This window comes from Pseudaminobacter sp. Soil_N_29, from assembly GCF_057656055.1.
Window position 1 is genome coordinate 200,566 of the sequence record NZ_JBDGLC010000001.1, and the last position, 25,302, is coordinate 225,867.

General features: G+C 64.1%; 24 protein-coding genes. 14 read left to right on the forward strand and 10 right to left on the reverse strand.

The genetic code is table 11. The features are described from left to right. Positions 1–366 precede the first annotated feature (366 nt). The 10 genes from rpsF to AC3A4H_RS00970 all read left to right on the forward strand — a co-directional run bounded on the left by rpsF (position 367) and on the right by AC3A4H_RS00970 (position 9,904). Positions 367–807 carry a 30S ribosomal protein S6 gene (gene rpsF / locus AC3A4H_RS00925; protein WP_348778392.1) on the forward strand — a complete coding sequence of 147 codons (441 nt, stop codon included), beginning with the start codon at positions 367–369 and terminating at the stop codon, positions 805–807. Beyond that, positions 807–1,055: a 30S ribosomal protein S18 gene (rpsR, locus tag AC3A4H_RS00930; RefSeq protein WP_019170551.1), complete on the forward strand. Its 249-nt coding sequence runs from the start codon at positions 807–809 to the stop codon at positions 1,053–1,055. The genes rpsF and rpsR overlap by 1 nt, the downstream gene beginning before the upstream one ends. Positions 1,056–1,322: 267 nt before the next feature. Beyond that, positions 1,323–1,898, forward strand: coding sequence for a 50S ribosomal protein L9 (gene rplI, locus AC3A4H_RS00935; RefSeq protein ID WP_348778391.1), 576 nt, complete (start codon positions 1,323–1,325; stop codon positions 1,896–1,898). 140 nt (positions 1,899–2,038) lie between these two features. After that, the gene (locus tag AC3A4H_RS00940; protein ID WP_487765014.1) at positions 2,039–3,331 is read left to right on the forward strand and encodes a cyclopropane fatty acid synthase; all 1,293 of its coding nucleotides are present in this window, start codon (positions 2,039–2,041) and stop codon (positions 3,329–3,331) included. A 62-nt stretch (positions 3,332–3,393) separates the two neighbouring features. Then, positions 3,394–3,717 (forward strand): YnfA family protein, encoded by a 324-nt coding sequence (locus AC3A4H_RS00945; RefSeq protein WP_487765015.1) that lies wholly within the window; start codon positions 3,394–3,396, stop codon positions 3,715–3,717. A 259-nt stretch (positions 3,718–3,976) separates the two neighbouring features. Beyond that, positions 3,977–5,464 carry a replicative DNA helicase gene (locus tag AC3A4H_RS00950; protein ID WP_487765016.1) on the forward strand — a complete coding sequence of 496 codons (1,488 nt, stop codon included), beginning with the start codon at positions 3,977–3,979 and terminating at the stop codon, positions 5,462–5,464. Positions 5,465–5,508: 44 nt separating this feature from the next. Then, the gene (radA, locus tag AC3A4H_RS00955) at positions 5,509–6,906 is read left to right on the forward strand and encodes a DNA repair protein RadA (RefSeq protein WP_487765017.1); all 1,398 of its coding nucleotides are present in this window, start codon (positions 5,509–5,511) and stop codon (positions 6,904–6,906) included. A 53-nt stretch (positions 6,907–6,959) separates the two neighbouring features. After that, positions 6,960–7,556, forward strand: coding sequence for a CvpA family protein (locus AC3A4H_RS00960; protein ID WP_487765018.1), 597 nt, complete (start codon positions 6,960–6,962; stop codon positions 7,554–7,556). A 58-nt stretch (positions 7,557–7,614) separates the two neighbouring features. Further along, entirely contained in the window at positions 7,615–9,078 is a 1,464-nt protein-coding gene (gene purF, locus AC3A4H_RS00965; protein WP_487765019.1) for an amidophosphoribosyltransferase, read from the forward strand. 79 nt (positions 9,079–9,157) lie between these two features. Further along, a complete protein-coding gene (locus AC3A4H_RS00970; RefSeq protein ID WP_487765020.1) occupies positions 9,158–9,904 on the forward strand; it encodes an SDR family NAD(P)-dependent oxidoreductase in 747 nt (248 codons plus the stop codon). 10 nt (positions 9,905–9,914) lie between these two features. Here AC3A4H_RS00970 and AC3A4H_RS00975 read toward each other — a convergent pair whose 3' ends face one another. Continuing rightward, entirely contained in the window at positions 9,915–10,439 is a 525-nt protein-coding gene (locus tag AC3A4H_RS00975) for an OsmC family protein (protein ID WP_487765021.1), read from the reverse strand. Between the two features lie 200 nt (positions 10,440–10,639). Between AC3A4H_RS00975 and AC3A4H_RS00980 the strand changes: the two genes are divergently transcribed. The 3 genes from AC3A4H_RS00980 to AC3A4H_RS00990 all read left to right on the forward strand — a co-directional run bounded on the left by AC3A4H_RS00980 (position 10,640) and on the right by AC3A4H_RS00990 (position 14,995). Continuing rightward, on the forward strand, positions 10,640–11,527 hold the full coding sequence (locus AC3A4H_RS00980) for a DMT family transporter (protein ID WP_487765022.1): 888 nt from the start codon (positions 10,640–10,642) through the stop codon (positions 11,525–11,527). Between the two features lie 103 nt (positions 11,528–11,630). Beyond that, positions 11,631–12,512 carry a DMT family transporter gene (locus tag AC3A4H_RS00985; RefSeq protein ID WP_487765023.1) on the forward strand — a complete coding sequence of 294 codons (882 nt, stop codon included), beginning with the start codon at positions 11,631–11,633 and terminating at the stop codon, positions 12,510–12,512. 257 nt (positions 12,513–12,769) lie between these two features. Further along, positions 12,770–14,995: an AMP-binding protein gene (locus AC3A4H_RS00990; RefSeq protein ID WP_487765024.1), complete on the forward strand. Its 2,226-nt coding sequence runs from the start codon at positions 12,770–12,772 to the stop codon at positions 14,993–14,995. 7 nt (positions 14,996–15,002) lie between these two features. Here AC3A4H_RS00990 and AC3A4H_RS00995 read toward each other — a convergent pair whose 3' ends face one another. The 5 genes from AC3A4H_RS00995 to AC3A4H_RS01015 all read right to left on the reverse strand — a co-directional run bounded on the left by AC3A4H_RS00995 (position 15,003) and on the right by AC3A4H_RS01015 (position 20,407). Beyond that, positions 15,003–15,824, reverse strand: coding sequence for a CDP-alcohol phosphatidyltransferase family protein (locus AC3A4H_RS00995; protein WP_487765025.1), 822 nt, complete (start codon positions 15,822–15,824; stop codon positions 15,003–15,005). Between the two features lie 3 nt (positions 15,825–15,827). Then, complete coding sequence (locus tag AC3A4H_RS01000; protein ID WP_348778375.1) at positions 15,828–16,526, reverse strand: phosphatidylserine decarboxylase; 699 nt, start codon at positions 16,524–16,526, stop codon at positions 15,828–15,830. Between the two features lie 92 nt (positions 16,527–16,618). Next, the gene (locus AC3A4H_RS01005; RefSeq protein WP_487765026.1) at positions 16,619–18,502 is read right to left on the reverse strand and encodes an ABCB family ABC transporter ATP-binding protein/permease; all 1,884 of its coding nucleotides are present in this window, start codon (positions 18,500–18,502) and stop codon (positions 16,619–16,621) included. Between the two features lie 4 nt (positions 18,503–18,506). Further along, positions 18,507–18,860 carry an ArsR/SmtB family transcription factor gene (locus AC3A4H_RS01010; protein ID WP_487765027.1) on the reverse strand — a complete coding sequence of 118 codons (354 nt, stop codon included), beginning with the start codon at positions 18,858–18,860 and terminating at the stop codon, positions 18,507–18,509. A gap of 110 nt (positions 18,861–18,970) precedes the next feature. Beyond that, a complete protein-coding gene (locus tag AC3A4H_RS01015) occupies positions 18,971–20,407 on the reverse strand; it encodes a LysM peptidoglycan-binding domain-containing protein (RefSeq protein WP_487765028.1) in 1,437 nt (478 codons plus the stop codon). 115 nt (positions 20,408–20,522) lie between these two features. On the opposite strand from AC3A4H_RS01015, the gene AC3A4H_RS01020 reads away from it, so the two are divergent. Further along, entirely contained in the window at positions 20,523–21,134 is a 612-nt protein-coding gene (locus AC3A4H_RS01020; RefSeq protein ID WP_348778372.1) for an LOG family protein, read from the forward strand. Positions 21,135–21,167: 33 nt separating this feature from the next. Here AC3A4H_RS01020 and rarD read toward each other — a convergent pair whose 3' ends face one another. The 4 genes from rarD to AC3A4H_RS01040 all read right to left on the reverse strand — a co-directional run bounded on the left by rarD (position 21,168) and on the right by AC3A4H_RS01040 (position 25,290). After that, on the reverse strand, positions 21,168–22,079 hold the full coding sequence (gene rarD / locus AC3A4H_RS01025) for an EamA family transporter RarD (protein WP_487765029.1): 912 nt from the start codon (positions 22,077–22,079) through the stop codon (positions 21,168–21,170). A gap of 87 nt (positions 22,080–22,166) precedes the next feature. Further along, a complete protein-coding gene (cimA, locus tag AC3A4H_RS01030) occupies positions 22,167–23,783 on the reverse strand; it encodes a citramalate synthase (RefSeq protein WP_487765030.1) in 1,617 nt (538 codons plus the stop codon). 53 nt (positions 23,784–23,836) lie between these two features. Next, positions 23,837–24,796, reverse strand: a complete 960-nt coding sequence (pip, locus tag AC3A4H_RS01035; RefSeq protein WP_487765031.1) for a prolyl aminopeptidase — start codon at positions 24,794–24,796, stop codon at positions 23,837–23,839. Then, entirely contained in the window at positions 24,793–25,290 is a 498-nt protein-coding gene (locus AC3A4H_RS01040) for a GFA family protein (protein ID WP_487765032.1), read from the reverse strand. The genes pip and AC3A4H_RS01040 overlap by 4 nt, the downstream gene beginning before the upstream one ends. Positions 25,291–25,302: the final 12 nt, after the last annotated feature.

Below are 25,302 nucleotides of genomic sequence, written 5' to 3' on the forward strand. Positions count from 1 at the left end.
TTTCCTGCGCGGACAAGGTGAAGACGAGGTTGATCCGACGTGATTCGGCCGACCAGATCGCAAGCGTGGTTAAAAATGCATTCGCGGCACCTGATGGCTGCGGCAACCTTGCTTTCTCGCCGGAATGCTTTATAGACGCGCGCAATCTGCCGGTCCCAGCTGGGGGCTGAACGGAGGGCCGGAGGCTCTTTTCGAGGAGCTTTCCGTGTGAAGCAAGAAGTGCTTCCGCCTCCCGTGTCTCCTCTCTCGACCGTCTCGTCATGCTCCTTTCTTCTCCTGAAGCGGCTGCGCCGTGAAGGGATCAAGAGAAGTTGCAGAGGCTTAGCCGCCGGAACCGGGCAGGGAAACGAAGAAAGGCAAAGAACAATGGCTCTGTACGAACATGTGTTTCTTGCCCGCCAGGACCTTTCGCAGCAGCAGGTCGACGCGCTCGTGGAGCACTACAAGGGCGTCATCACCTCGCACGGCGGATCGGTCGGTCGGGTCGAGAACTGGGGACTGAAGTCCCTCACCTACCGCGTCAAGAAGAACCGCAAGGCCTACTACACCCTGATGGACCTCACCTGCCCGCCGGCGGCTCTGGCCGAGATGGAGCGCCAGATGGGTCTGTCCGAGGACATCCTGCGCTTCATGACCGTCAAGGTCGAGGCGCACGAGGAAGGCGTTTCGGCAATGATGCAGAAGCGCGAAGAGCGTTCGGAGCGCGGCGACCGTGGCTTCGGCGACCGTCCGGGCCGCTCGGGCGACCGTGACCGTGACCGTGGCCCGCGCCGTCCGCGCGAAGCTGCTGAAGGAGGTGCAGAATAATGGTCGACATCAACCAGATCCCGACCCGGCGTCCGTTCCATCGCCGCCGCAAGACCTGCCCGTTCTCCGGCGCCAACGCCCCGAAGATCGACTACAAGGACGTGCGCCTGCTGCAGCGTTACATTTCCGAGCGCGGCAAGATCGTGCCGTCGCGCATCACCGCCGTCAGCCAGAAGAAGCAGCGCGAGCTCGCCAAGGCGATCAAGCGCGCCCGCTTCCTCGGCCTGCTGCCCTACGTGGTGAAGTAAGACCGGGCGTGGCCCCGAAAGGTTGCAGACTTTTCGGATAAGGACCACGCCGAAAGAAACACCGGAAAGGGCGGCCCGCCGCCCTTTCCCTCTTTCCGCGACGGGCGCGGCGAGAGACAATGAGATCCCGAGTTGAGGCCGGACTTCGCGAAGGCTTCTAACTGCCGGACAGGCAGGACAGCGACCCCAGGCGCCAAGCGCCAGCACGCTTCCTGACCCGTCTCGTACAAATCACGCCGCTTGCGGCACAGACAAAGGACAGGAACGATGGAAGTCATCCTTCTCGAACGTATTTCCCGCCTCGGCCAGATGGGCGACACCGTCAAGGTCAAGGACGGCTTTGCCCGCAACTTCCTGCTGCCGCAGGGCAAGGCGCTGCGCGCCAACGAAGCCAACAAGAAGAAGTTCGAAGGCCAGCGCGCCCAGCTCGAGGCCCGCAACCTGGAGCGCAAGTCGGAAGCCCAGCAGATCGCCGACAAGCTCGACGGCATGAGCTTCGTGGTCGTGCGCTCGGCTGGCGAAACCGGCCAGCTCTACGGCTCGGTCTCGACCCGCGACATCGCCGACATCGTGTCCGCCGAGGGCTTCTCGGTCAGCCGCACGCAGATCGAGCTCAACCACCCGATCAAGACCATCGGCCTCACCAATGTGGCGATCGCGCTGCATCCGGAAGTCGAAGTCACCATCACGCTGAACATCGCTCGCACGGCCGATGAGGCCGAGCGCCAGGCAGCCGGCGAGAAGCTGGATTCGGCCGAAGCCATCTATGGCGAGGACATCAACGAGAACGCCCGCCCGGACAACTTCTTCGACCCGAATGAGGAAGAAGAAGAGCAGGAATAATCTCGACGGTTCAGAACTAATCTGGACCAAAGCCCGGGCCCTAGGCCCGGGCTTTTTTTGTACAAACTGGAACTATTGCACCTGCGGCGCTTTGAAGCACAATAGGCGCCGACCTTTTTCGTGAATGCGGGTGCTGTGCGATGAATATTTTGCTGCAGCGCATCATCGAACGCTTGGTGCGCATCGGGAATCTGACTGTCACAGGGGCGAACGGCGCGTCCCGAAGATTTGGCGACGGCAGCGGGCAACATGTCCACATCGTGCTGCGCACGCGCAAGGCAGAACTTGCGATCGGCCTGGACCCGATGCTGGCCCTGCCCGAGGCCTTCATGGACGGCGATCTCGACGTCATCGAAGGCGACATTCTAGGCTTTTTGCACATTGCCTATCAGAACATGGGACCGAGCGGCGTCGAGGCGGCCTGGACCAGGGCCGTGGAAGGGCTTCGCCATGCTTTCCGGCGCATGCAGCAACTGAACACCACCGGCCGGTCGCGGCGCAACGTGCAGCGCCACTACGATCTCTCCGGCGAGATGTACAAGCTCTTCCTCGATACGGACATGCAGTACTCCTGCGCCTATTTCGAGCGGCCAGACATGACGCTCGAGGAAGCGCAGCTTGCCAAGAAGCGGCATCTTGCCGCCAAGCTGTGCATGAAGCCGGGCCTCAGCGTGCTCGACATCGGCTGTGGCTGGGGCGGCCTCGGGCTTTATATGGCCCGCAATTTCGAAGCAGACGTGCTGGGCGTGACGCTGTCTACCGAACAGCACGCAGTCGCAACAGAGCGTGCGCACGCCGAGGGGCTGCAGAATCACGTCCACTTCGAGCTGCGCGACTATCGCCACCTCACCGAGCGCTTCGACCGCATCGTCTCGGTGGGCATGTTCGAGCATGTCGGCGTCAACCATTACCGCACCTTCTTCGAGAAGTGCGCCACACTGCTGAAGCCCGACGGGGTGATGGTGCTGCATTCGATCGGCCGCAGCGGCCCGCCCTGCGCCACAAATGCCTTCATCCGCAAATACATCTTCCCCGGCGGCTACATTCCGGCACTTTCGGAAATTCTGCCGATCATCGAGAAGTCGGGCCTGATGGTCTCCGACGTCGAAATCCTGCGGCTGCACTATGCCGAGACGCTGAAGAACTGGCGCGAGCGCTTCATGGCCAATCGCGAGCGCGCCAAGGAAATCTATGACGAGCGCTTCTGCCGGATGTGGGAGTTTTATCTTGCAGGCTCCGAGGCCTCGTTCCGCTGGCAGGACATGATGGTGTTCCAGATCCAGCTCACGCGCCGCAACGACATCGTGCCCCTGACGCGCGACTATATCGGCAAGTGCGAGAAGGCTTTGGCCATGCGAGACGGCCCGACCGCGCCCCAGCCTGAAAAGGCTGGCAAGCGGCCGAAGCGACGCATTTCCGAGGCGGGCGAATAGCTGCCTCCTTGCCTTCCGGCAATTTGACCTTGAAGAATGCAGCAACAGCCGGAGGGCAATAATTGAGCATTCCCATTTTCGTCGCGGCCGCTCTTTGCGAGATCGGCGGCTGCTTTTCCTTCTGGGCGTGGTTGCGGCTGGGGAAGTCTGCCCTGTGGCTCGTGCCGGGCGTTGCCCTGCTGGTGGCGTTTGCCTGGCTATTGACCCTGGTTGATTCTTCCGCGGCGGGCCGCGCCTACGCCACCTATGGCGGCATCTACATCGCCGCCTCGCTCGGCTGGCTTTGGGTTGCGGAAGGTGTGCGGCCGGACCGCTGGGACCTGCTGGGCGCCGCGATCTGCGTTGCCGGCGCCTGCATCATCCTGCTGGCCCCGCGAGCGGCCTGAGCGCGAGCGCACCGCGTAAGCCCTTTTTCGCGTAGGACAACCACGTCGAGCCGTCGCGTTTCGTGCGCTTCCTGTTTTGTTCCCGTGTATCCGCCGCTAATCTCTGCAAACGATTCGCGTCAACCAGGATTCGCTTAGCCGGCCAAGCTGCCTGTGGATGGCTCGGGGTGGCTGTGAATAATGGGCACCAAGAGGCGATTGTTCACAAGTGGGCGGCTGTGTCTGATACCGCAGGATACAGGGCAAGGTCGGGGACAAGATGGCAGAAGCGGCACGCAAGTTCGAGGTGGCGGAAACCCCGCTCTATCGCGAGGCACCCAACAATATCGAGGCCGAGCAGGCGCTTCTGGGCGCCATCCTCGTCAACAACGACGCCTTCTACCGCGTCTCGGACTTCCTCAAGCCCGCTCATTTCTACGAACCGCTGCACCGCAAGATCTTCGAGGTGGCGAGCGAGCTCATCCGCATGGGCAAGATGGCCAACCCGGTCACGCTCAAGACCTTCCTGCCTTCGGACGAGAAGGTCGGCGACATGACCGTCGCCCACTACCTTGCCCGCCTCGCGGCAGAGGCCGTCACCGTCATCAACGCCGCCGACTACGGCCGCGCCATCTACGACCTTGCCACGCGCCGCGCGCTCATCACTGTGGGCGAGGACATGGTCAACATCGCCTTCGACGCGCCGGTGGACGTGTCGCCGCAGCAGCAGATCGAGGATGCCGAGCGCCGCCTGTTCGAACTGGCCGAAACCGGACGCTACGACGGCGGCTTCGAAAGCTTCAACGACGCGGTCAAGACCGCGGTGGACATGGCCAATGCCGCCTATATGCGCGACGGCCACCTTTCCGGCATTTCCACCGGCTTGCGCGACGTCGACCGCAAGCTCGGCGGCTTGCAGCCCTCCGACCTGATCATCCTTGCCGGCCGCCCGGCCATGGGCAAGACCTCGCTGGTCACCAACATCGCCTTCAACATCGCCCACGCCTATGAGCCGGCGCAGCAGGCCGACGGGTCCTTCAAGGCCGCCAATGGCGGGGTGGTCGGCTTCTTCTCGCTCGAAATGTCGGCCGAGCAGCTGGCAACCCGTATCATCTCCGAGCAGACCGAAATCTCGTCGTCGAAGATCCGCCGCGGCGAAATCACCGAGACAGATTTCGAAAAGCTGGTCGCCTGCTCGCAGACCCTGCAGAAAATCCCGCTCTTCATCGATGCGACCGGCGGCATCTCGATCGCCCAGCTCGCTGCGCGCGCGCGCCGCCTGAAGCGCCAGCGCGGGCTGGAAGTCATCGTCATCGACTACGTGCAGCTGATGCAGGGCTCCGCCAAGAATTCGCAGAACCGCGTGCAGGAAATCACCGAGATCACCACCGGCCTGAAGGCGCTGGCCAAGGAACTCAACGTTCCTATCATCGCCCTGTCACAGCTCTCCCGCCAGGTCGAGAACCGCGACGACAAGCGGCCGCAGCTTTCCGACCTGCGCGAATCGGGCTCGATCGAGCAGGACGCGGACGTGGTGCTCTTCGTCTATCGCGACGAATACTACCTGCAGAACAAGCAGCCCGAGGAAGGCACGGCGGAATACGAGGAGTGGCGGCTGAAATTCGAGAAGGTGAAGGGCAAGGCCGAACTCATCATCGCCAAGCAGCGTCACGGCCCCACCGGCACGGTCGAACTCGCGTTCGAGGGCCAGTTCACTCGCTTCTCGGACCTGGCCGAAGAGCATCAGCTGCCGGAACGGTACGAGTAGCGTCTTCGTGCGCGCGCGCTTGATCACCCTGCCGGAGACCGCTCATGGCTAAGACCCGCGTTCAGTTCATCTGCCAGAACTGCGGCACGGCGCATACGCGCTGGGCTGGCAAATGCGATGCCTGCGGCGAGTGGAACACGCTGGTCGAGGAAGGCACCAACAGCGGCATCGGCGGCGGCCCGGCTTCCACGCGCAGCGCGCGAAAAGGCCGGCCGGTCACCCTCACCTCGCTCTCGGGCGACATCGAGGATGCGCCGCGCATCGCCTCCGGCATCGGCGAACTCGACCGCGCCACGGGCGGCGGCTTCGTGCGCGGCTCCGCACTTCTGGTCGGTGGCGACCCCGGCATCGGCAAGTCCACCCTGCTCACGCAGGCCGCAGCAGCGCTCGCCGGGCGCGGCCACCGCATCGTCTATGTCTCGGGCGAAGAGGCCGTCGCGCAAATCCGCCTGCGCGCACAGCGCTTGGGCGTTGCCGGCTCTGCGGTCGAACTCGCCGCCGAAACCAATGTCGAGGACATTCTGGCGACCATCGGCGAAGGCAAGCGCCCCGACCTCGTCATCATCGATTCGGTCCAGACGCTGTGGACCGACCTTGCCGATTCCGCGCCCGGCACCGTCACCCAGGTGCGCTCTTCGGCGCAGGCGATGATCCGCTACGCCAAGTCCACCGGAGCGGCTGTGGTGCTGGTCGGCCACGTCACCAAGGAGGGCCAGATCGCCGGCCCGCGCGTGGTCGAGCACATGGTGGACGCGGTGCTCTATTTCGAGGGTGAAGGCGGCCACCACTACCGCATCCTGCGCACGGTGAAGAACCGTTTTGGTCCCACCGACGAGATCGGCGTGTTCGAGATGTCGGACAAGGGGTTGCGCGAGGTCGCCAACCCCTCTGAACTGTTTCTGGGCGAGCGCCACGCCAAGTCGCCGGGCGCGGCCGTCTTTGCTGGCATGGAAGGCACGCGCCCGGTTCTGGTCGAAATCCAGGCGCTCGTCGCCCCCTCGACGCTCGGCACGCCGCGCCGCGCCGTGGTGGGTTGGGACAGCCCGCGCCTTGCGATGGTGCTGGCGGTGCTCGAGGCGCATTGCGGCGTTCGTTTCGGCCAGCACGACGTCTACCTCAACGTCGCCGGCGGCTACCGGATTTCCGAGCCGGCGGCGGACCTTGCGGTGGCGGCGGCGCTGGTTTCGTCCCTCACCGGACTTGCCCTGCCCGCCGATTGCGTCTATTTCGGCGAAATCAGTCTTTCGGGCGCGATAAGGCCGGTTGCGCATGCGCAGCAGCGCCTCAAAGAAGCCGAAAAGCTGGGTTTTGGACAGGCCGTCCTGCCGAAGGGCAGCGAGGAAATGTCCGGGGGGATCGGGTCCGGTACTTTCCAACCCGCCACGCTCACGGACCTCGTTGTGCGGATCGCGGGATCCCTGCGCCGAAACACGGATGACTGACCGGGCCAGGCGGCGCGGTACGGCACAAGCTGTCATGATGGAGTGAGAACGACATGCCGATTACGCTGCTGGACGGGATTCTCGTCGGTTTCACTCTTGTCTCGGCCATGCTGGCAATGGTCCGCGGCTTCTCCCGGGAAATCCTGTCGATTGCTTCCTGGATCGCAGCGGCGGCAGCGGCATATTTCTTCTATCCGATGATGCTGCCTTATTTGCAGTCGCACATCGACAACGAAAAGCTGGCCATGGGTGCCGCGGCCGGCGTGGTCTTCGTCATCGCACTGATCGTGGTGACGGTGATCACCATGAAGATTGCCGATTTCATTATCGACTCCCGCGTCGGCGCGCTCGACCGAACGCTGGGATTTCTCTATGGCGCCGCACGCGGCATCCTGGTCATGGCCGTTGCGCTGATGTTCTTCAACTGGCTGGTCGGGACCAACCCACCCAACTGGATTGCCGACGCCAAGTCCAAGCCGCTGCTGGAAAGCATCGGCACCAAGATCGAGGGCCTGATGCCGGAGGATCCGGAAAAGTCCATCCTCAAGCGCCTGAAGCCCGGCGCCGCGCCCGACGCTGAACCCGGCACTCCGCCCTCGGACAACTCGGCCGAAACGCCGCAGGACGAAACCCCGCCGGCCGATAATTGATGGTGGCGCGTAAGGCGCCGGCGCCCTATATGAGGCCTTTCTGACGAGAGACTGCCCTATGGCACATGACACCTTGCTCGGCGAGGCCGATGACCATTTCCACGACGAATGCGGAGTGTTCGGCATTTTCGGCCGGCAGGATGCTGCCGCGATCGTCACGCTAGGCCTGCACGCCTTGCAACATCGTGGCCAGGAGGCAGCCGGCATTGTCTCCTATGACGGCTCGCAGTTCCATGTCGAACGCCATGTCGGCCTGATCGGCGACACCTTCACCAGACCGCAGGTGATCGATAGCCTCAAGGGCAACCGCGCAATCGGCCACACGCGCTACGCCACCACCGGCGGTTCCGGGCTGCGCAATGTGCAGCCGCTGTTCGCCGAGCTCGCGGACGGCGGTTTCGCCATCGCCCACAATGGCAACATCACCAACGCCATGACGGTGCAGCGCGCGCTGCAGAAGCAGGGCGCGATCTTCTCCTCCACCTCCGACACCGAGACGCTTCTGCACCTGGTGGCGACCAGCCGCGAGAAGGACTTCAACTCCCGCTTCATCGAGGCCGTGCGCACGCTGGAAGGCGCGTTTTCGCTGGTTGCGCTGACGTCGAAGAAGATGATCGGCTGCCGCGACCCCTTGGGAATCCGCCCGCTGGTGCTGGGCGATCTCGACGGGGCCTATATTCTCGCTTCCGAAACCTGCGCGCTGGACATCATCGGCGCCCGCTTCGTTCGCGACGTGAAGCCGGGCGAGATGATCATCGTCACGCCCAAGGGCATCGAAAGCGTGTTCCCCTTCGAGCCGGTCAAGCCGCGCTTCTGCATTTTCGAATATGTCTATTTCGCCCGCCCGGATTCGACGGTTGAGGGCCGCAACGTTTATGAAGTGCGCAAGCGCATCGGCATGGAACTGGCCATCGAGAGCCCGGTGGATGCTGATCTGGTCGTGCCGGTGCCGGATTCGGGCACGCCCGCGGCCATCGGCTTTGCGCAGCAGGCGGGGCTGCCGTTCGAGCTCGGCATCATCCGCAACCACTATGTCGGCCGCACCTTCATTCAGCCAACCGATTCCATCCGCCACATGGGCGTGAAGCTGAAGCACAACGCCAACCGCCGCATGATCGAGGGCAAGCGCGTGGTGCTGGTAGACGATTCCATCGTCCGTGGCACCACCAGCCAGAAGATCGTCCAGATGGTGCGTGATGCCGGCGCCCGCGAGGTGCATATGCGCATCGCCTCGCCGCCCACCCGCTCCTCCTGCTTCTATGGCGTCGATACGCCGGAGACGGCCAAGCTGCTCGCCTCGCGCATGTCGATCGAAGAGATGGCCGAGTTCATCCGCGTCGATTCGCTGGGTTTCCTGTCGATCGACGGGCTCTACCGCGCCGTTGGCGAGGCGCGCCGCGACAACGACCAGCCGCAGTTCTGCGACGCCTGCTTCAGCGCCGAGTATCCCACGCGCCTCCTCGACTTCGAGGACGTGGAGAATGTGCGCAGCCTCTCGCTGCTGGCCAGCAACGGCCAGTAGTATCGCCCAACCCTTTTGATCTTTAAGCTCGCTGCCCTGCATGGTTCATGCCGCGCAGGGCAACGCCTGGAGGACTGGCATGACCGAAACCCCGAACCTTTCCGGCCGTATCGCCCTCGTCACCGGCGCTTCGCGCGGCATCGGCTACCAGATTGCCAAGCAGATGGCGGCCGCCGGCGCGCATGTCATTGCGGTTGCGCGCACGGTGGGCGGGCTGGAAGATCTCGACGACGAGATCAAGGCCGCGGGCGGCCAGGCAACGCTGGTGCCGCTGGATCTCACCGACATGGGCGGCATAGACCGGCTCGGCGGCGCCATCAATGAGCGCTGGGGCAAGCTCGACATCCTGGTGGCCAATGCCGGCGTGCTGGGCGTGATCGCTCCGATTGGCCACGTCGAAGCGAAGGTGTTCGAGAAGGTCATGGCGGTCAACGTGACCAGCACCTGGCGCATGATCCGCTCGGTCGACCCGCTCTTGCGCAAGTCGGATGCCGGCCGCGCCATTCTGCTTTCCTCCGGCGTGGCGCATTCGGCCCGCGCCTTCTGGGCGCCCTATGCGGCGTCCAAGGCGGCCGTCGAGGTGCTGGGGCGTTCCTGGGCCGACGAGACCCGCAACATGCCGCTGCGCGTCAACTGTGTTAATCCGGGCGCGACCCGCACCGCCATGCGCGCTCAGGCCATGCCGGGCGAGAACCCCGACACGCTGCCCACCCCGGCCGAAATCGCCGCCAAGATCCTGCCGCTTGCCAGCCCCGCGCTGCGCGAAACCGGTATGCTTTTCCAGGCCCGCGAGGAGCGCTTCGTCGCCTACCGCGACCCGGAATAGGCACGCGCTCTCAACCGGTCACCGCCGGGCGGCGTGTCGCCGCAGCCGAAAGTTGCGGCGACGCATTGAGCGTCTGGAACACCACGCAATAGCGTTCCGTCAGCTTCAGCAGCGTCTCGATGCGCTCCTGCGGCTCGTCGGTATCGAGGTCGACTTTCAGCCTGATGGCGCCAAACCCCACCGGCGCATCCTTTGCCACGCCCAGCGTACCGCGAAAGTCGAGGTCGCCCTCGGCCTCCACCGATGCGTCCGCGAGGCGGAATTCCAGCGCCGTCGCCACGGCCTTCAGCGTCACGCCGGCGCAAGCCACCAGCGCTTCCAGCAGCATGTCGCCGGAACAAATCTGAAGTCCGCTGCCGCCGGTGGCGGGGTGCAGGCCGGCAACCGCCACCGCCCTGCCCGTCTCCACTTTGCAGGCGATCGACTGCTCGTCCACCGTGCCCTTCGCGCGCAGCGTTACCAGAGCGCGTGAAGGGTCCTCGCGGTAGCTCTCCTTCAAGGGCGTCTGCAGTGTCTTCAGTTCGGCCGCGTCCATCGCAACTCCTCCCCGTCGGCGCTGTTCGATGCCGCACCCTATCACGTCGACCCTCGCGTCCCAATCGGCAGGCCAATGTGAGTTGCCTGCCCCAACGCTCGCGTCTGCCTGGCTTAGCCCGTCCCGCATCTGCAATCGTATAGCTCTGCTGGGTGCCGTGGCCTTGCTGCTTCGGCGCCCTTGCCTTGAGGAGCCATCACATGACCGATGCCGCGATTGCCGACAGCCGCGAACGTATCTACGCCGGCATGCTGATCACGGCATTGTCGTACCTGCTTTTTTCGATGCAGGACGCTTCGATCAAGCTTCTGGTCACCGGGCTCAGCGTCTGGCAGATCCTGTTCTTCCGCAGCGCGGCCATTCTTGCCGGCTGCGCGGCTATCGGCGGCCGGTCCGTATTCGCGGAGGCATACCGCTCGAAGGCCTTCTATCCCATGCTGCTGCGCAGCTTCATCATCCTCGCCGCGTGGCTTTGCTTCTACAACGCCGCCAAGCATCTGCAGCTTGCCGAACTGACGACGATCTACTTTGCCGCCCCGGTCATCGTCACCATCCTCTCCATTTTCGTTCTTGGCGAACAGGTGCCGCTCGTGCGCTGGGTAGCGGTTCTGACCGGCTTTGTTGGCGTTTTCGTCGCCTGCGATCCCACTTCGCTCGGCCTCAGCATGCCCGTTATCATGGTGCTCGCCGCCGCCTGCTTGTGGGCGTTCGCCATCGTGCTCATACGCAAGATCGCGCTTTATGAGCGCACCATGGTGCAGATGGTGCTCAACAACGCCCTCTTCCTGGTCGTCGCCGGGCTGCCGCTCTTCTATTTGTGGCAGACGCCGAGCTGGGACGAATGGTTGCTGTTGACGGTTCTCGCCATTGTCGGCGGTCTCGGCCAATACGCGCTGTTCGAGGGCATGAAGCGCGCCCCTGCCTCCGTCGTCGCGCCCTTCGAATACACCGCACTCGTCTGGGCCTTCGTGTTCGGCTTTGCGATCTGGGGCGACATTCCGCGCCGCGAAGTGTTCATCGGCGCGGCGCTTATCTTCCTTGCCGGACTGGTGATCATCGCCGGCGAGCACTTTCGGCGGCGCGCCTGATGCAGTATCCACTCGCCTCGCATGCTCCTGACGGAGCGCTGTCAGCACGCCTGACGTAAAGGGCGCGCGGCGCCCACGCCCCGAACGAGGAAATTCCAGTTCCATGACACCCACGGATCACACCGGCGAACGCCTGCTGGGCATACTGCTCGTCACTGGAGCGGCCGCCATCTTCGGTCTTGCCGGCGTGCTCACCAGGTCGGTCAATGCCGAACCGCTTGTCATTTCCTGCTGGCGCGGCCTTGTCGGCGCGCTGCTGATCACGGCCTACGTGTTCTGGCAGCGAGGCCGGGCCGGCTCGCCAAAGAGCCTGCGGCTGGGTTGGCGAGGATGGTTGATGGCGCTGATCGGGGCGGCCAACAGCCTCGCCTTCATCGCCGCCTTCAAATACACCTATGTCGCCAATGTCGCGATCATCTTTGCCACGGCTCCCTTCCTGGCGGCGCTGTTCGCGTGGCTTTTGATGCGGGAAGGCGTGCGCAGCCAGACCATGCTTGCGGCTGCGCTATCGCTCACCGGCGTCGGGCTGATGGTGTTTTCGGGTGTCGGCAACGGCAACCTCCTGGGGGACGGCCTGGCGCTTCTGATGACCGCCGGCAGCGCGCTCTACACCGTTCTGATCCGCGCCTTTCGCGACACACCGGCCGTCTGGGCTGGTGCGGTGTCGGCCTTCATCGTTTTCGCGCTTGCCTGGCTCTTCACCGATCCGCTCGCCATATCGGTGCACGACGCGCTCATTCTGGTGGGCTTCGGCGTTTCTTTTGCGATGGCCTCGGTCATGTGGACGGAGGGCGCGCGGCTGATACCCTCCGCCGAAGCCGGCCTGCTCGGTTCGGCCGAAGTGCCCTTCGCGGTAGTGTTCGGCTGGATCTTCCTTACGGAAATTCCGCCGGCCGCAAGCATGGTCGGCGGCTCCCTCGTGCTCCTTGCCGTATTTGCCCATGCCGGGCGCGACTGGCTGCAAGCACGCGCCCGCACGGCCTGAGCGCTTGCGCAAAATTCAGCCGAGCGGGGAACCATCCCAGTTCGTCAGGCGTTGCAGGGGTTGGACGGGCTCGTCCCCATGCCCAACCCCTCGCCCGTCCTCTTCTCAAGCCGGCCCACAGGCCGGCTTTTCTTTGAGCTCGGCCAAGCCGTTTGCGCGCCACACACTCGTGCATTGACGTGGATACAGCATAGTCTACCCTTCTGGCCGAAGCGGCCAGCAAGAGCCACGGCAAGGACACGCGCTGGGAGAGCGGCATGATCCTGAGCGGCACAATCGCCCTTTGCATCGTCGCGGCCTATCTGGCTGGCGCGCTGTGGCAGAAATTTCGCCTCGGAATCACTCTTCAGCAGGCGTTGCTCTATCTTCCGCTCAAGCTTCTCTACCGGATCCGCGACAGCAAGATTCGCCTTGCGCGCGACGCGAAGGCGCCGGTGGTCTATGTCGTCGCCCACCAGTCGCGACTTGAACCGGCGCTGATGCTTGCGCTGTTGCCGGAGGATACGCTTCACATTTTGGACGAAGCCTCCGCCCGCTCGGCATGGCTCGAGCCCTGGCGGGCGCTTGCCCGCACCATCGTCTTCAATGCCGAACACGTGTTTGTCAGCCGACGGCTGGTGCGCGTGCTGAAGGGCAAGGGGCGGCTGGCCGTCTATTTGCCCGACAATGTAGAGCCGGACGTAAAGACCTATCGGCTGTTCCGGGCCGTGGCGCGGATCGCGCTGCGGGCCGATGCCCAGGTAGTGCCGATATTCGTGGGCGGGGCACGTCACCTGCCCCTCTCGCTCACCCCCGCCGAAAAGGCGCCGCGGCGATGGTTTCCGCGGCTCGTCATCAGCGCCCTTCAGCCGGTGAAGATCGCCGACCTCATGGCCAGCAGCGTCAAGCAGCCGGCACGCGCCTCGAACGCCCTCTTCGATCGCGTCGCGGAAACGCGGCTGGCCGCCACCGATCCCGACCTGTCACTGTTCCTGGCGGTTCGCGACGCTGCCCTGCGCTTCGGACCCGGCCGTCCCATCGTGGAGGACAGCAGCGGAACTCTCAGCTACCGGCGATTGTTGGCGGGCGCGCGGATGCTCGGCCAGAAACTGGCCGCCACGAGCGCCCCCGACGAAGCAGTCGGCATAATGCTGCCCAACAGCAACGCTATGGTGCTGTCGCTTCTGGCGCTGGCATCCGGCAGGCGCGTGGCCACCATGATCAACTTCACGGCTGGTCCGGCAAATGTGACAATGGCCGTTCGCACGACGCTCACCCGCGTCGTCATCTCGTCGCGGGCCTTTGTCGAAAAAGCCAGGCTCCATGAAGTCGTCGAGGCCGTGGAAGCCGGCGGCGCGAAAGTCGTCTGGTTGGAAGACCTTCGCAAGACCTTCTCGATGGCCGATCGGCTCGCGGCCGCTTGCCTGTGGCGCAGGCCGATTCATGCCCAGGACGCCGCGAAGCCCGCCGTCATCCTGTTCACGTCGGGTTCCGAAGGCAGCCCGAAGGCGGTGGTTCTGTCCAGCCGCAATCTCGTCGCCAACGCCATGCAGGCGGAGGCCCGCATCTCGATCGGTGCCGACGACAAACTGCTCAACGTACTGCCCGCCTTCCATGCTTTCGGCTTGACCGGAGGCACTATCCTGCCGCTTGTTGCCGGGGTGCGCCTGGTGCTTTATCCGTCGCCGCTCCACTTCAAGGCCATTCCCGAACTGGCGGCCAAGATGCGCCCGACGGTCATGTTCGGCACCGACAGTTTTCTCGCCGCATACGCCCGTGCGGCCGGCGACAACGATTTTTCCGGCCTGCGCTTCGTCGTGGCCGGCGCAGAGCCGCTTCGCCCCGCCACCCGGGCCCAGTGGCGAGAACGCTTCGGCACGCCAATCATCGAGGGTTTCGGCCTTACCGAAGCCTCTCCGGTCGTGTCGGTGAACACGGCAACCCATGGCCGCGACGGCACGGTGGGCCGCCTCCTGCCCGCCATCCGCATGCGGCTGGAGCCGGTGGAAGGCCTCTCCGACGGCGGCCGGCTGCAGCTCAACGGCCCGAACATGATGCTCGGCTACATGATGGCTGAGGCGCCGGGCGTTCTGCAGCCGCGGGCAGATGACTGGCTGGACACGGGCGACATCGTATCCGTCGACCGCGAAGGCTTCCTGACCATACGCGGCCGTGCCCGGCGCTTTGCCAAGATCTCGGGCGAGATGGTTTCGCTGGTGGCGGTCGAAAGGCTGGCCTACGAACTCTGGCCGGAGGCCAGCCACGCTGCGGTGGCGGTTCCCGACGCCCAGAAGGGCGAGCGCATCGTCGTGCTCACCACCGCGTCGGAGGCCGATCTGGCCCTGCTGCGTCAGTTCGGGCAGCAATCGGGCGTCGGCAACGTCATGCTGCCGGACGCCGTGGTCAAGGTATCGGAACTTCCGCTTCTGGCTTCCGGCAAGACCGACTACGTGGCCGCAAAGCGCCTGGCGCTCGAAATGCTTGGGCGGGAGGCGGCCGCCTGAACTGTCTTCAGTGGGCCGCTGGCTGGTCGGTGCTGGCGGCTTTCGCGGCCTCAAGCTTCGCGCGGCGGGAATAGGCGCGCGCGCTGAGCGGCAGGAAGACCAGATAGGCGATCACGGAAACCGACAGCGTCTGCCAGGGATAGGTGATCAGCAGCAGCACGAACAGCGCCACCCCGAGTATCACCGGCAGGACCCTGTCGCCCGGAACCTTGACCGTCTTGCCGGAATAGACCGGCAGCCGGCTGACGAGCAGGAATGCGACCAGCACGGTGAAGCCGCAGCATACGAAACCAACCACACGGTCGGGCACCACAGCGCCCAGGAAAACCAGATAGATCGGCAGCATCACCACCACCGCCCCGGCAGGCGCGGGCACACCGACGAAATACTCTGCCTGCCAGGCCGCGCGCTCCTGGTCCTCGTCCAGCACGTTGAAGCGCGCCAGCCTCAGGCCGCAGGCGATCGCAAACAGCAGGGCGGCGATCCATCCCGGCGAGCCGGCACGGTCGAGCAGGAAGGCGTAGAGCACGAGCGCGGGCGCGACGCCAAAATTCACGATATCGGCGAGCGAATCCATCTGGGCGCCGAACTTCGACGTCGCCTTCAGGATGCGGGCGACGCGGCCGTCGATGCCGTCGAGGAAAGCCGCGATCAGCACCATCACCACAGCCGTCTCGAACCGCATCTCGAAGGCCAGGCGCACGCCCGAAAGGCCGGCACAGATTGCCAGCACCGTAATGAGGTTGGGCAGGATCATGCGCAGCGGGATTTCGCGGATGCGAGGGCCGCCGCGGCCGTGCGGTTCGAAGGGTTGGAAGGGCGTAGGCACGGGTTAGGAGATCCGCACCAGAGGGGTGGCGGCAGTGCCGCCGAACTCGGCCAGCACAGTCTCGCCGGCAACCGCAGTCTGCCCCACAGCCACGCGCGGAGTGCTGTTTAGCGGCAGGAACACGTCGACGCGCGATCCGAAGCGAATCAGGCCAAAGCGCTCGCCAACGCCGATATTGGACTCGGTATCCGCCCAGCAGACGATGCGGCGCGCAACCAGCCCGGCGATCTGCACGACCGCAATCGTGCCGTTGGGGCTGTCGACAACGAGCCCATTTCGCTCGTTCTCGTTGCTGGCCTTGTCGAGCTCGGCGTTGAGGAATTTTCCGGGGCGGTGCTCGATACGCGTAATCCGCCCGCGCACCGGAGAGCGATTCACGTGGCAGGAAAACACGTTCATGAACACCGAGATGCGGGTCATTTCGGCCGCGCCCAGCCCCAGCTCGCGAGGCGGAACCGCGGGGCCGACCGCCGACACCACGCCATCTGCCGGGCTGATGACCAGCCGGTCGTCGACCGGGGTGACCCGCTGGGGATCGCGGAAGAAATAGGCGCACCACGCTGTCAGGATCAGACCGATCCAGAACAGGTTGATCGAGAAGAAGCCCAGGATCAGCGTCGCCGCCGCGAACGCACCGATGAAGGGGTAGCCTTCCCGATGCACGGGCACAAATACGTTCTTGACGGTGTCGACGAGACTCATAGGAAGGTGGAGTATCCCATTGGAAATGCCGGCCTGCTTACCGGAAAGCTCCGCCGGCCGCAACGCAACATTGCGAAAACCGGCAATGGGGCTCAGACTTCCTCGGGTTTGCGCCTGACGACAACCCCCAGTTCGTCGGTTTCGCGAGCAATCCGCAGCCGCTCCTCCGCCTCCGTCGCTTCGCGCTGGCGTGCCCACATGGAAGCATAGAGCCCATCCTTGCGCAACAGGGTGGCATGGGTGCCGCGCTCGGCGATCTGGCCATCCTTGAGCACGATGATCTCGTCGGCCGAGATCACGGTGGAAAGCCGGTGCGCGATGACGATGGTCGTGCGGCCGCGGCTCACCAGATCGAGGGCGGCCTGGATCTCCTGCTCGGTATGGGTGTCGAGCGCCGAGGTGGCCTCGTCGAGCATGAGAATGGGCGGAGCCTTCAGAATGGTGCGCGCTATTGCCACGCGCTGCTTCTCGCCACCCGAAAGCTTGAGCCCGCGCTCGCCTACCATCGCCTTGTAGCCGCCTGGCAGATGCTCGATGAAGCCGCCGATCTGCGCCAGGTCGGCCGCGCGTTTCACCTCCTCATCGGTGGCGCCGGGGCGACCGTAGCGGATGTTGTAGGCGATGGTGTCGTTGAACAGCACCGTGTCCTGCGGAACCATGCCGATGACTCCGCGCAGAGTTTCCTGCGTTACGTCGCGAATGTCCTGGCCGTCGATCAGGATCGACCCGCTCTGGATATCGTAGAAGCGGAACAGCAGGCGCGAGATGGTCGACTTGCCGGCTCCTGACGGACCAACGATGGCAACCGTGCGGCCGGCCGGCACTTCGAAGCTGACGCCCTTGAGGATCGGCCGGTTGGGATCATAGGCGAAGTGCACGTCGCGGAATTCGACCTTGCCATCGCGGACGGCCAGGGGCCGCGCGTCGGGCCGGTCGACCACCTCCTGCTCGACGTCGAGAAGATCGAACATGTGCTCGATGTCGGTCAGGCCCTGGCGTATCTCGCGGTAGATGAAGCCGATGAAGTTGAGCGGCACCGCAAGCTGCATCAGCATGGCATTGATGAAGACGAAATCGCCGATGTTCTGGGTGCCGGCCATAACTTCGCGCGCCGACATCCACATGGCGACCGCCATTCCGGCGCCGAAGATCACGCCCTGGCCGAAGTTCAGCCAGCCCAGCGAGGTCCAGATGCGCGTGGCCGCGGTCTCGTAGCGCGCCATCGAGCGATCGAAGCGCTCCGCCTCCATCCGCTCGTTGTTGAAGTACTTCACCGTTTCGAAGTTCAGGAGCGAGTCGATCGCCTTCGTGTTGGCGTCGGTGTCGGACGCGTTCATTTCGCGCCGGATGCCGATGCGCCAGTCGCTCGCCCAGACGGTGAACCAGGTGTAGATCGCGACCGTTACGGCCACGACCACCACATAGAGCCATCCATAGGCAATCGCGAAGATCGCCGCCGTCAACGCGAATTCAATCAGCGTCGGCACGCTGTTGAGGATGGTGAAGCGAACGATGGTCTCGATGCCCTTGGTTCCGCGCTCGATGATGCGCGACAAACCGCCGGTGCGCCGCTCCAGATGAAAGCGGAGGGACAGGTCGTGCAGATGCACGAATGTCTTGTAGGCAAGCTGGCGCACCGCATATTGGCCAACGCGCGCGAACAGCGCATCGCGCAACTGGTTGAAGCCAAGCTGGACCACCCGCACGAGATTGTAGGCCAGCACGAGCATGACCGGCGCCAGCAAGAAATCGGGCAGCGGCGGCAGCGGAGCATGGTCGCCGGCCAGCACATTCGTCGCCCACTTGAAGAAATAGGGCACGGCAACGAGTACGAGCTTCGCCACCACCAGGAAGACCGTTGCCCAGACCACCCTCGCCTTCAGGTCGGCCCGGTCGGCCGGCCACATATAAGGCCAGAGATTGAGCAGTGTCTTCAGCGTTGAACCGGAATCGGCGGAGACTGTCTTGTCGGCCACTAAGCTATGCCTTTGAATCTTGTTTTTCTTTGCCCGAGCAACAGGCTTGTATGAGGTCTGCGACCTGATTGGAAAATGCGGTCAGCGCCTCGCGATCAATCTCGTAGAGCGAACGCTGCCTTTCCGACGAAAAGCGCACCAGCCCTGCCTCGACCAAAACCTTCAGGTGCTGCGAGACCGTGGATTGCGCCAGATCGAGTTGCTCCACGACATCCTTGCAGCAGCAGGACTGGCTGCCGGCAAGATAGCGCAATATCTCGATCCGCGCCGGGTGCGACAGGGCAGCAAACCGCATCGCCGCCTGCTTGGTGGCAGCGTTGGCGCAATTGCCGGAAGCGAAATCAACCTGAACCATCATCGTATATCGGCGATATACGATGATGCCCCATTTCTCAACTGCTTAAATCGAGGACGCCGCAAAAATAGGACATTTCGCCCTCTTTTTCGCCTGCCGCCGTTCTTCCCGTATTATTGTGGCAGCGTGGTGGCCTGCTCGCCGACCGCCTTCATATCGGCCGCCTCGCCCTGGTGCGTCTTCTCAGGCACCCTGAAAACCTGGCCCGGCCAGATGCGGTCGGGATCGCGGATTTGATCCTGATTGGCCAGATAGATGGTGGAATAGCGCACACCCAAGCCGTAAACCCGGCGCGAAATGCGCCAGAGACTGTCGCCGCGCCGGATGATGACCGCGCCGTCGACATTCTGAAGCTTCGGTGCCAGTTCCTGCGGGTTTGCGGCGGCGACTTCACCGGAGCCGGCCTCAGCGGCTGACGCCGGAGCCTGCTCAGGCTTTGCGTCTGCGTCGGGGGCAACCGCGGAGACGGCGTCGCCCGGCTCGCGCTCGAACGGCACAGCGGCGCGAGCCGCGACCTTGACGCCATCTGCTTCAAGCGCGTCGACGCGAATGATGTAGTCGCCCACCGGCAGGTCCCGCTCGGTCTCGATCAGGAAACGCCCCCCGGCGGAAGCGGCAACCTCGCCCAGCAGGATATCGTTGGCGTAAGCGCGGAGCTTTCTGCCCGCATCGGCCACGCCCGCAACGAAGACCTTGCGCCCTTCGATCTCGACCGCCTCCACCTTCACCTTCGGCTGGCCTGAGGCCGCGGGCTCCTGGGCAACCGATGAAGGCGCCGGCTGTGCAGCTGCGACGTCCTGAGCAGATTGCTGCTCGGTGGATGCCGCAAGCTCACCGGCGGACGGCGTCGTCTCCGATGAAGCACCCGCAGCGGGCTCTGCACCGGACGCCTCCTGCTCGGCCACCTTGGGCGCCGGCTCGGGTTCTGGAACCGAGATCAGCTTGCTGGGCGCGCCGGGCTGCTCGACAAGCGCCAGCACCTGACCGTCCTTCGTCTCCGGGATGGAAACGATGGCCGTTTCGGGCGAGGTCGACACCACATTGTCGGGATTGGTCGAACGCAGCACGATCTGATGAGCGCCCGGCTTCAATGGCTCCTCGATGACTACCGCGAAGTCGCCTTCGGCCCCTGCCGTGGTGTTGCCGATCACCTTCGCGCCGAGAACGATCTCGACCTTGGCCGAAGGTGCGGCCTTGCCGGCGATGACAAGCGAGCCATTCGCTTCGGCGCGCACAATATCAAAGGACGGGGCGAGAACCTCGGCCGCTACGTCCGCCGTCTTTGCAGGCGCTTCCGAAGCTGCGGGGCTTTCGGCGGCGGTCTGGCCGGCGTTCCCGGCCTCTCCGGTGGCCGGCGTCGCCTGCGGCTGTGCCGGAAGCCTGCCTTCCTTCGTCTCGGCAGTTGTCGCGGCTGCCTCGGGCGTTGTCACCACGGCTTCGGGCTTTCGGCCAAGATAGGGATCGAGCGCGCCGGACACATAGGCCGTCACCGCCGCGGCGGCCACACCTCCGGCTAGAAACACCAACGCCCTGTTGATCGTGCTCGCCATAACCCCAGCCCCTTAGCCATCTAAAGCCCGTCTACCCTGTTTTCGCGATACCGACAAGAAAAAGCCCCGCAATTTGTCTTGACCGGGATCGGCTTGGTATTCACCAATCAATTTCATGAACCCGATTCGATCCATCTGCGTTTATTGCGGCTCCTCGCCCGGTCGTGGCGACGTCTACCTGAAGGCTGGCCACACATTGGGCCGATCGCTGGCGGAAGCCGGATTGCGGCTGGTGTACGGCGGAGGCACCAAGGGCATCATGGGTGCCGTTTCCGACAGCGCCATGCGTGCCGGCGGCAAGGTCACGGGCATCATCCCGCGTTTCCTGATCAGCAAGGAAGCAACCGAAACCGCGCTGGGCCGTCTGGACGAACTGGTCGTCACCGAGAACATGCATGAGCGCAAGCACTTGATGTTCGAGAAGTCTGATGCGTTCATTGCGCTGCCCGGCGGCATCGGGACGGTCGAAGAGATCGTCGAGATCATGACCTGGGCCCAGCTTGGACACCACCGCAAGCCGATCGTGTTCGCCAATGTCGACGGCTTCTGGGACCCCATGCTGGCGCTTCTTGAGCATATGAAGGCCGAAGGCTTCGTCCACACGAGCCACCTGGTCAACCCGATAGTGGTCGACCGGGTCGAGTCGGTGGTCGCCGCCGTGCTTGCCGAAGGCGCTGCCGTGGACACGCCCGCCACCGGCGTTCAGACGCTCATCGACAAGCTCTGATCGTCGCTGCTGCGGAATGCCGAGTGCCTGCGCCTATTGGGCAGGCTGCTCAACGCGTTGGAAGAACATCGACCAGGTGTAGATCGCCAGCGCTGTCCAGATGATGGCAAAGGCAACGAGGCGCATCTGGCTGAACGGCTCGCCGAAGATGAATATCGCGATCAGGAAAATGATCGACGGCGCGATGTATTGCATGATGCCGATGGTCGAATAACGCAGCAGCTTGGCGCCGAATGCATAAAGCATCAGCGGTACTGCCGTGACCGGCCCGCAGACGACAAGCAGGGCGATATCATAGGGGTCAGAGGCCACGAAGTGCCCTTCGCCGCGCATCTGCAGCCACACGATATAGGCAAGAGCCGGCACGCACAGGATCATCACTTCGAGGAAGAAGCCCTGGCTCGGACCGATCGGCAGCGTCTTGCGCAGGAAGCCGTAGATCGCAAAAGTCATGGCCAGGGCGAGCGACACCCACGGCACGCCGCCGGCATCGAAGGCGAGCACGAGCACGGCCACGGCGGCCAGGCCAATCGCTGCGACCTGGAAGCGGTTGAGCTTTTCGCCGAGAAGCACCGCGCCCATGACCACGCTGACCAGCGGATTGATGTAGTAGCCGAGCGCTGTTTCCACCGCCCGGTCGGACGCGATCGCCCAGACATAGATCCCCCAATTGCAGGAGATGAAAGCGGCGGTGACCGCAGCCATCAGCACGGTGCGCGGTGAACGTAGCGCGGCTTTCACGTCGGCCGTGCGGCCGAGGAACAGCAGCGTGGCGCCGGCGATCGGCACGGACCAGACCACCCGATGAGCGACCACTTCGGCAGCCGGTATATGTGCCACCGCCTTCATGACCAGCGGCAGCAAGCCCCAGAGCAGGTAGGCTGAAAGCGCAAACAGAAAGCCGCGCGAGGCGGCGTTGTCGGAGGCCCGAGTATCGATTGTCATGCCACACCTATGCGCCCGCCGGGTGGCGAGCACCATTTCAAACTTCTGATGGATGCTTGTGTTCAGCTGATAGTTGAACCGGCTGCGCTATTCGGCTGCGACCAGCCCGGCCATTTCGCGGTTTTTCATCAGTTTGTAAATGATCGAATCCATCAAAGCCTGGAACGAGGCATCGATAATGTTGTCTGACACGCCCACGGTGGACCAACGCGCGCCGGTGGAATCAAGCGACTCGATCAGCACCCGGGTAACGGCCTCGGTGCCGCCGTTGAGGATGCGCACCTTATAGTCTGCCAACTCCAGATCGCTGATTTCGCTCTGGAATTTGCCGAGGTCCTTGCGGAGGGCGATATCGAGCGCGTTGACCGGACCGTGGCCCTCGGCCACCGACATCTTCTCTTCGCCGTCGATGCTCACCTTCACGATTGCCTCGGAAACGGTCTTCAGTGCACCGTTCGCGTCGTAGCGGCGCTCGACCATGCAGCGGAAGCTGGTGACCCGGAAGAAATCCGGCACGGTGTGAAGGAAACGGCGGGCAAGCAACTCGAAGCTGGCATCGGCGCCCTCATAGGCGTAGCCCTGCGCCTCGCGTTCCTTGACCGCCGAGATCAGCGCGTCGAGGCGGTGGTCGTCCTTCGGCACATCGATCCCGCGCCGCTTCAGCTCGGCGATGAAGTTCGCCTTGCCGCCCTGATCCGACACCATGACCCTGCGGCGATTGCCGACCGTTTCAGGCGGCACGTGCTCATAGGTCTGCGGCTCCTTGATGAGCGCCGAGGCATGGATGCCGGCCTTGGTAGCGAAAGCGGATGCGCCGACATAGGGCGCCTGCGGCTGCGGCGCACGGTTCAGCAATTCGTCGAAGCTGCGCGACAGCCGGGAGATGTCCTCCAGCTTCTCCGGCGAAATGCCCGTTTCAAAGCGTTCGGCGAAGGCCGGCTTGAGCACCAGCGTCGGGATGAGCGTGACGAGATTGGCGTTGCCGCAGCGTTCGCCGATGCCGTTCAGCGTGCCCTGGATCTGGCGCACGCCCGCCTCCACGGCAGCGAGCGAATTGGCGACCGCCTGCCCGGTGTCGTCATGCGCATGGATGCCTAGGTTCTCGCCGGGGATGCCAGCCGCAATGACCTTGCCGACGATTTCCCGAACCTCCGACGGCTGCGTGCCGCCGTTGGTATCGCACAGCACCACCCAGCGCGCGCCGGCCTCAAGCGCGGAGCGCGCACAAGCCAGCGCATATTCCGGATTGGCCTTGAAGCCGTCAAAGAAATGTTCGCAATCGACCATCGCCTCACGGCCGGCCGCGCGTGCAGCCTCTACTGATGCCGTGATCGAGGCGAGGTTTTCCTCGTTGGTGCAGCCCAGCGCCACGCGCACATGGTAGTCCCAGCTCTTGGCGACGAAGCAGACCGCATCCGCCCTGGCCTGCAGCAGCGCCGCCAGACCCGGATCGTTGGAGGCCGAGACGCCGGCGCGCTTCGTCATGCCGAAGGCGGAGAATTTTGAACGCGAAGTGCGCTTTTCGGTGAAGAAGGCGGTGTCCGTGGGGTTTGCGCCCGGATAGCCCCCTTCGACATAATCGAGACCAAAGGCATCGAGCATGGAGGCAATCGCAATCTTGTCCTCGACGTTGAAGTCGATGCCCGGCGTCTGCTGGCCGTCACGCAGGGTCGTGTCGTAGAGGTAGATGCGTTCTTTGGTCATGGATTCCATGCTTTCGTCGTTCCGCCTGAGTGCCTGGCGGTCATGATTCAGGGTCAGCGCTTTCCCGCGTAGGTATCGGTGGCCCGGATCAGCCGGTCGAGGATGCCCGGTTCGGAATAGGCGTGGCCGGCGCCCTCGATGAGGTAATACTCAGCTTCCGGCCACGCCTTGTGCAGCTCCCATGCGGTGGCCGGCGGGCAGGCCATGTCGTAGCGGCCCTGCACGATCACACCCGGAATTCCCTTCAGCTTGCCGGCGTCGCGCAGGAGCTGCCCGTCGTCCATCCAGCCGCCGTGGACGAAATAGTGATTTTCGATGCGGGCGAAGGCGAGCGCGAATTCGTCCTCGCCGAACTTGTCGCTGGTCTCCGGCTCCGGAAGCAGGGTGATGGTCTCGCCCTCCCACACGCTCCATGCCTTGGCCGCGGCGATGCGGGTTGCCTTGTCGTCGCTGGTCAGGCGGGCGCGATAGGCTTGCACGAAATTGTCCCGCTCCTGCTCGGGAATCTGGGCTATGAAGCGCTCCCACTTTTCCGGGAACATCAGCGAGGCGCCATGCTGGTAGTACCAGTCGACCTCGCTGCGGCGTAGCGTGAAGATGCCGCGCAACACCAGTTCGCTGACGCGCTCGGGATGGGTCTCGGCATAGGCGAGCGCGAGCGTCGAGCCCCAGGAGCCGCCAAACACCAGCCACTTCTCGAAGCCGGCCATCTCGCGCAGGCGTTCGATATCAGCCACGAGGTGCCAAGTGGTGTTGGCCTCCAGCTCGGCATGAGGCGTGGAGCGGCCGCAGCCGCGCTGGTCGAACAGGATGACATCATACAGCTTCGGATCGAACAGGCGCCGGTGTTTTGGGGAAATGCCGCCCCCGGGGCCGCCATGCAGGAACACGGCCGGCTTGGCGCCCCTGGTTCCCGAGCGCTCCCAGTAGATCTTGTGGCCGTCGCCCACATCGAGCATGCCGCTGTCGAACGGCTCGAGTTCGGGATAGAGCGTGCGCAGGTTCTCGGTCATTCCGTTTGCCCTCTTTCCGGTGGCCAGATCTCGGTGTCGTAGTCGGGATGCTGGTAGGAAACCAGCGTCGAAAGGAATTCGGCCGCCGCCTCGTCGGCCATCGTCTCAACCCCAGGCAGGTGCGGCACCTGGTCGACATAGGGCAGCTTGGCTTCGATGCCCCACTGGATTTGCGGCGCGAGACTGGAGGGGTCGTCGAAGGCGCCGATCATCAGGGCGACGCCGTCGGGCGCTTCATAGGTGAGCGGCGTGCCGCATTTGCTGCAAAAGCCGCGCGAGACGTGGTTCGACGACTGGAAATGGCTCGGCTCGCCGCGCGTCCATTCGAGGTTTGCGCCACGCGCCGAGACAAGTGGCGCGTAGAAGCCTCCGCTTGCCTTCTGGCACATGCGGCAATGGCAGACGGAAGCTTCACCCAACGCCCCCTCGACCCTGAACCGCACCGCGCCACACTGGCAGCCGCCGGAATAGATGGGTTTGTTGTCGAGGCTCATCTCGTTCCTCCA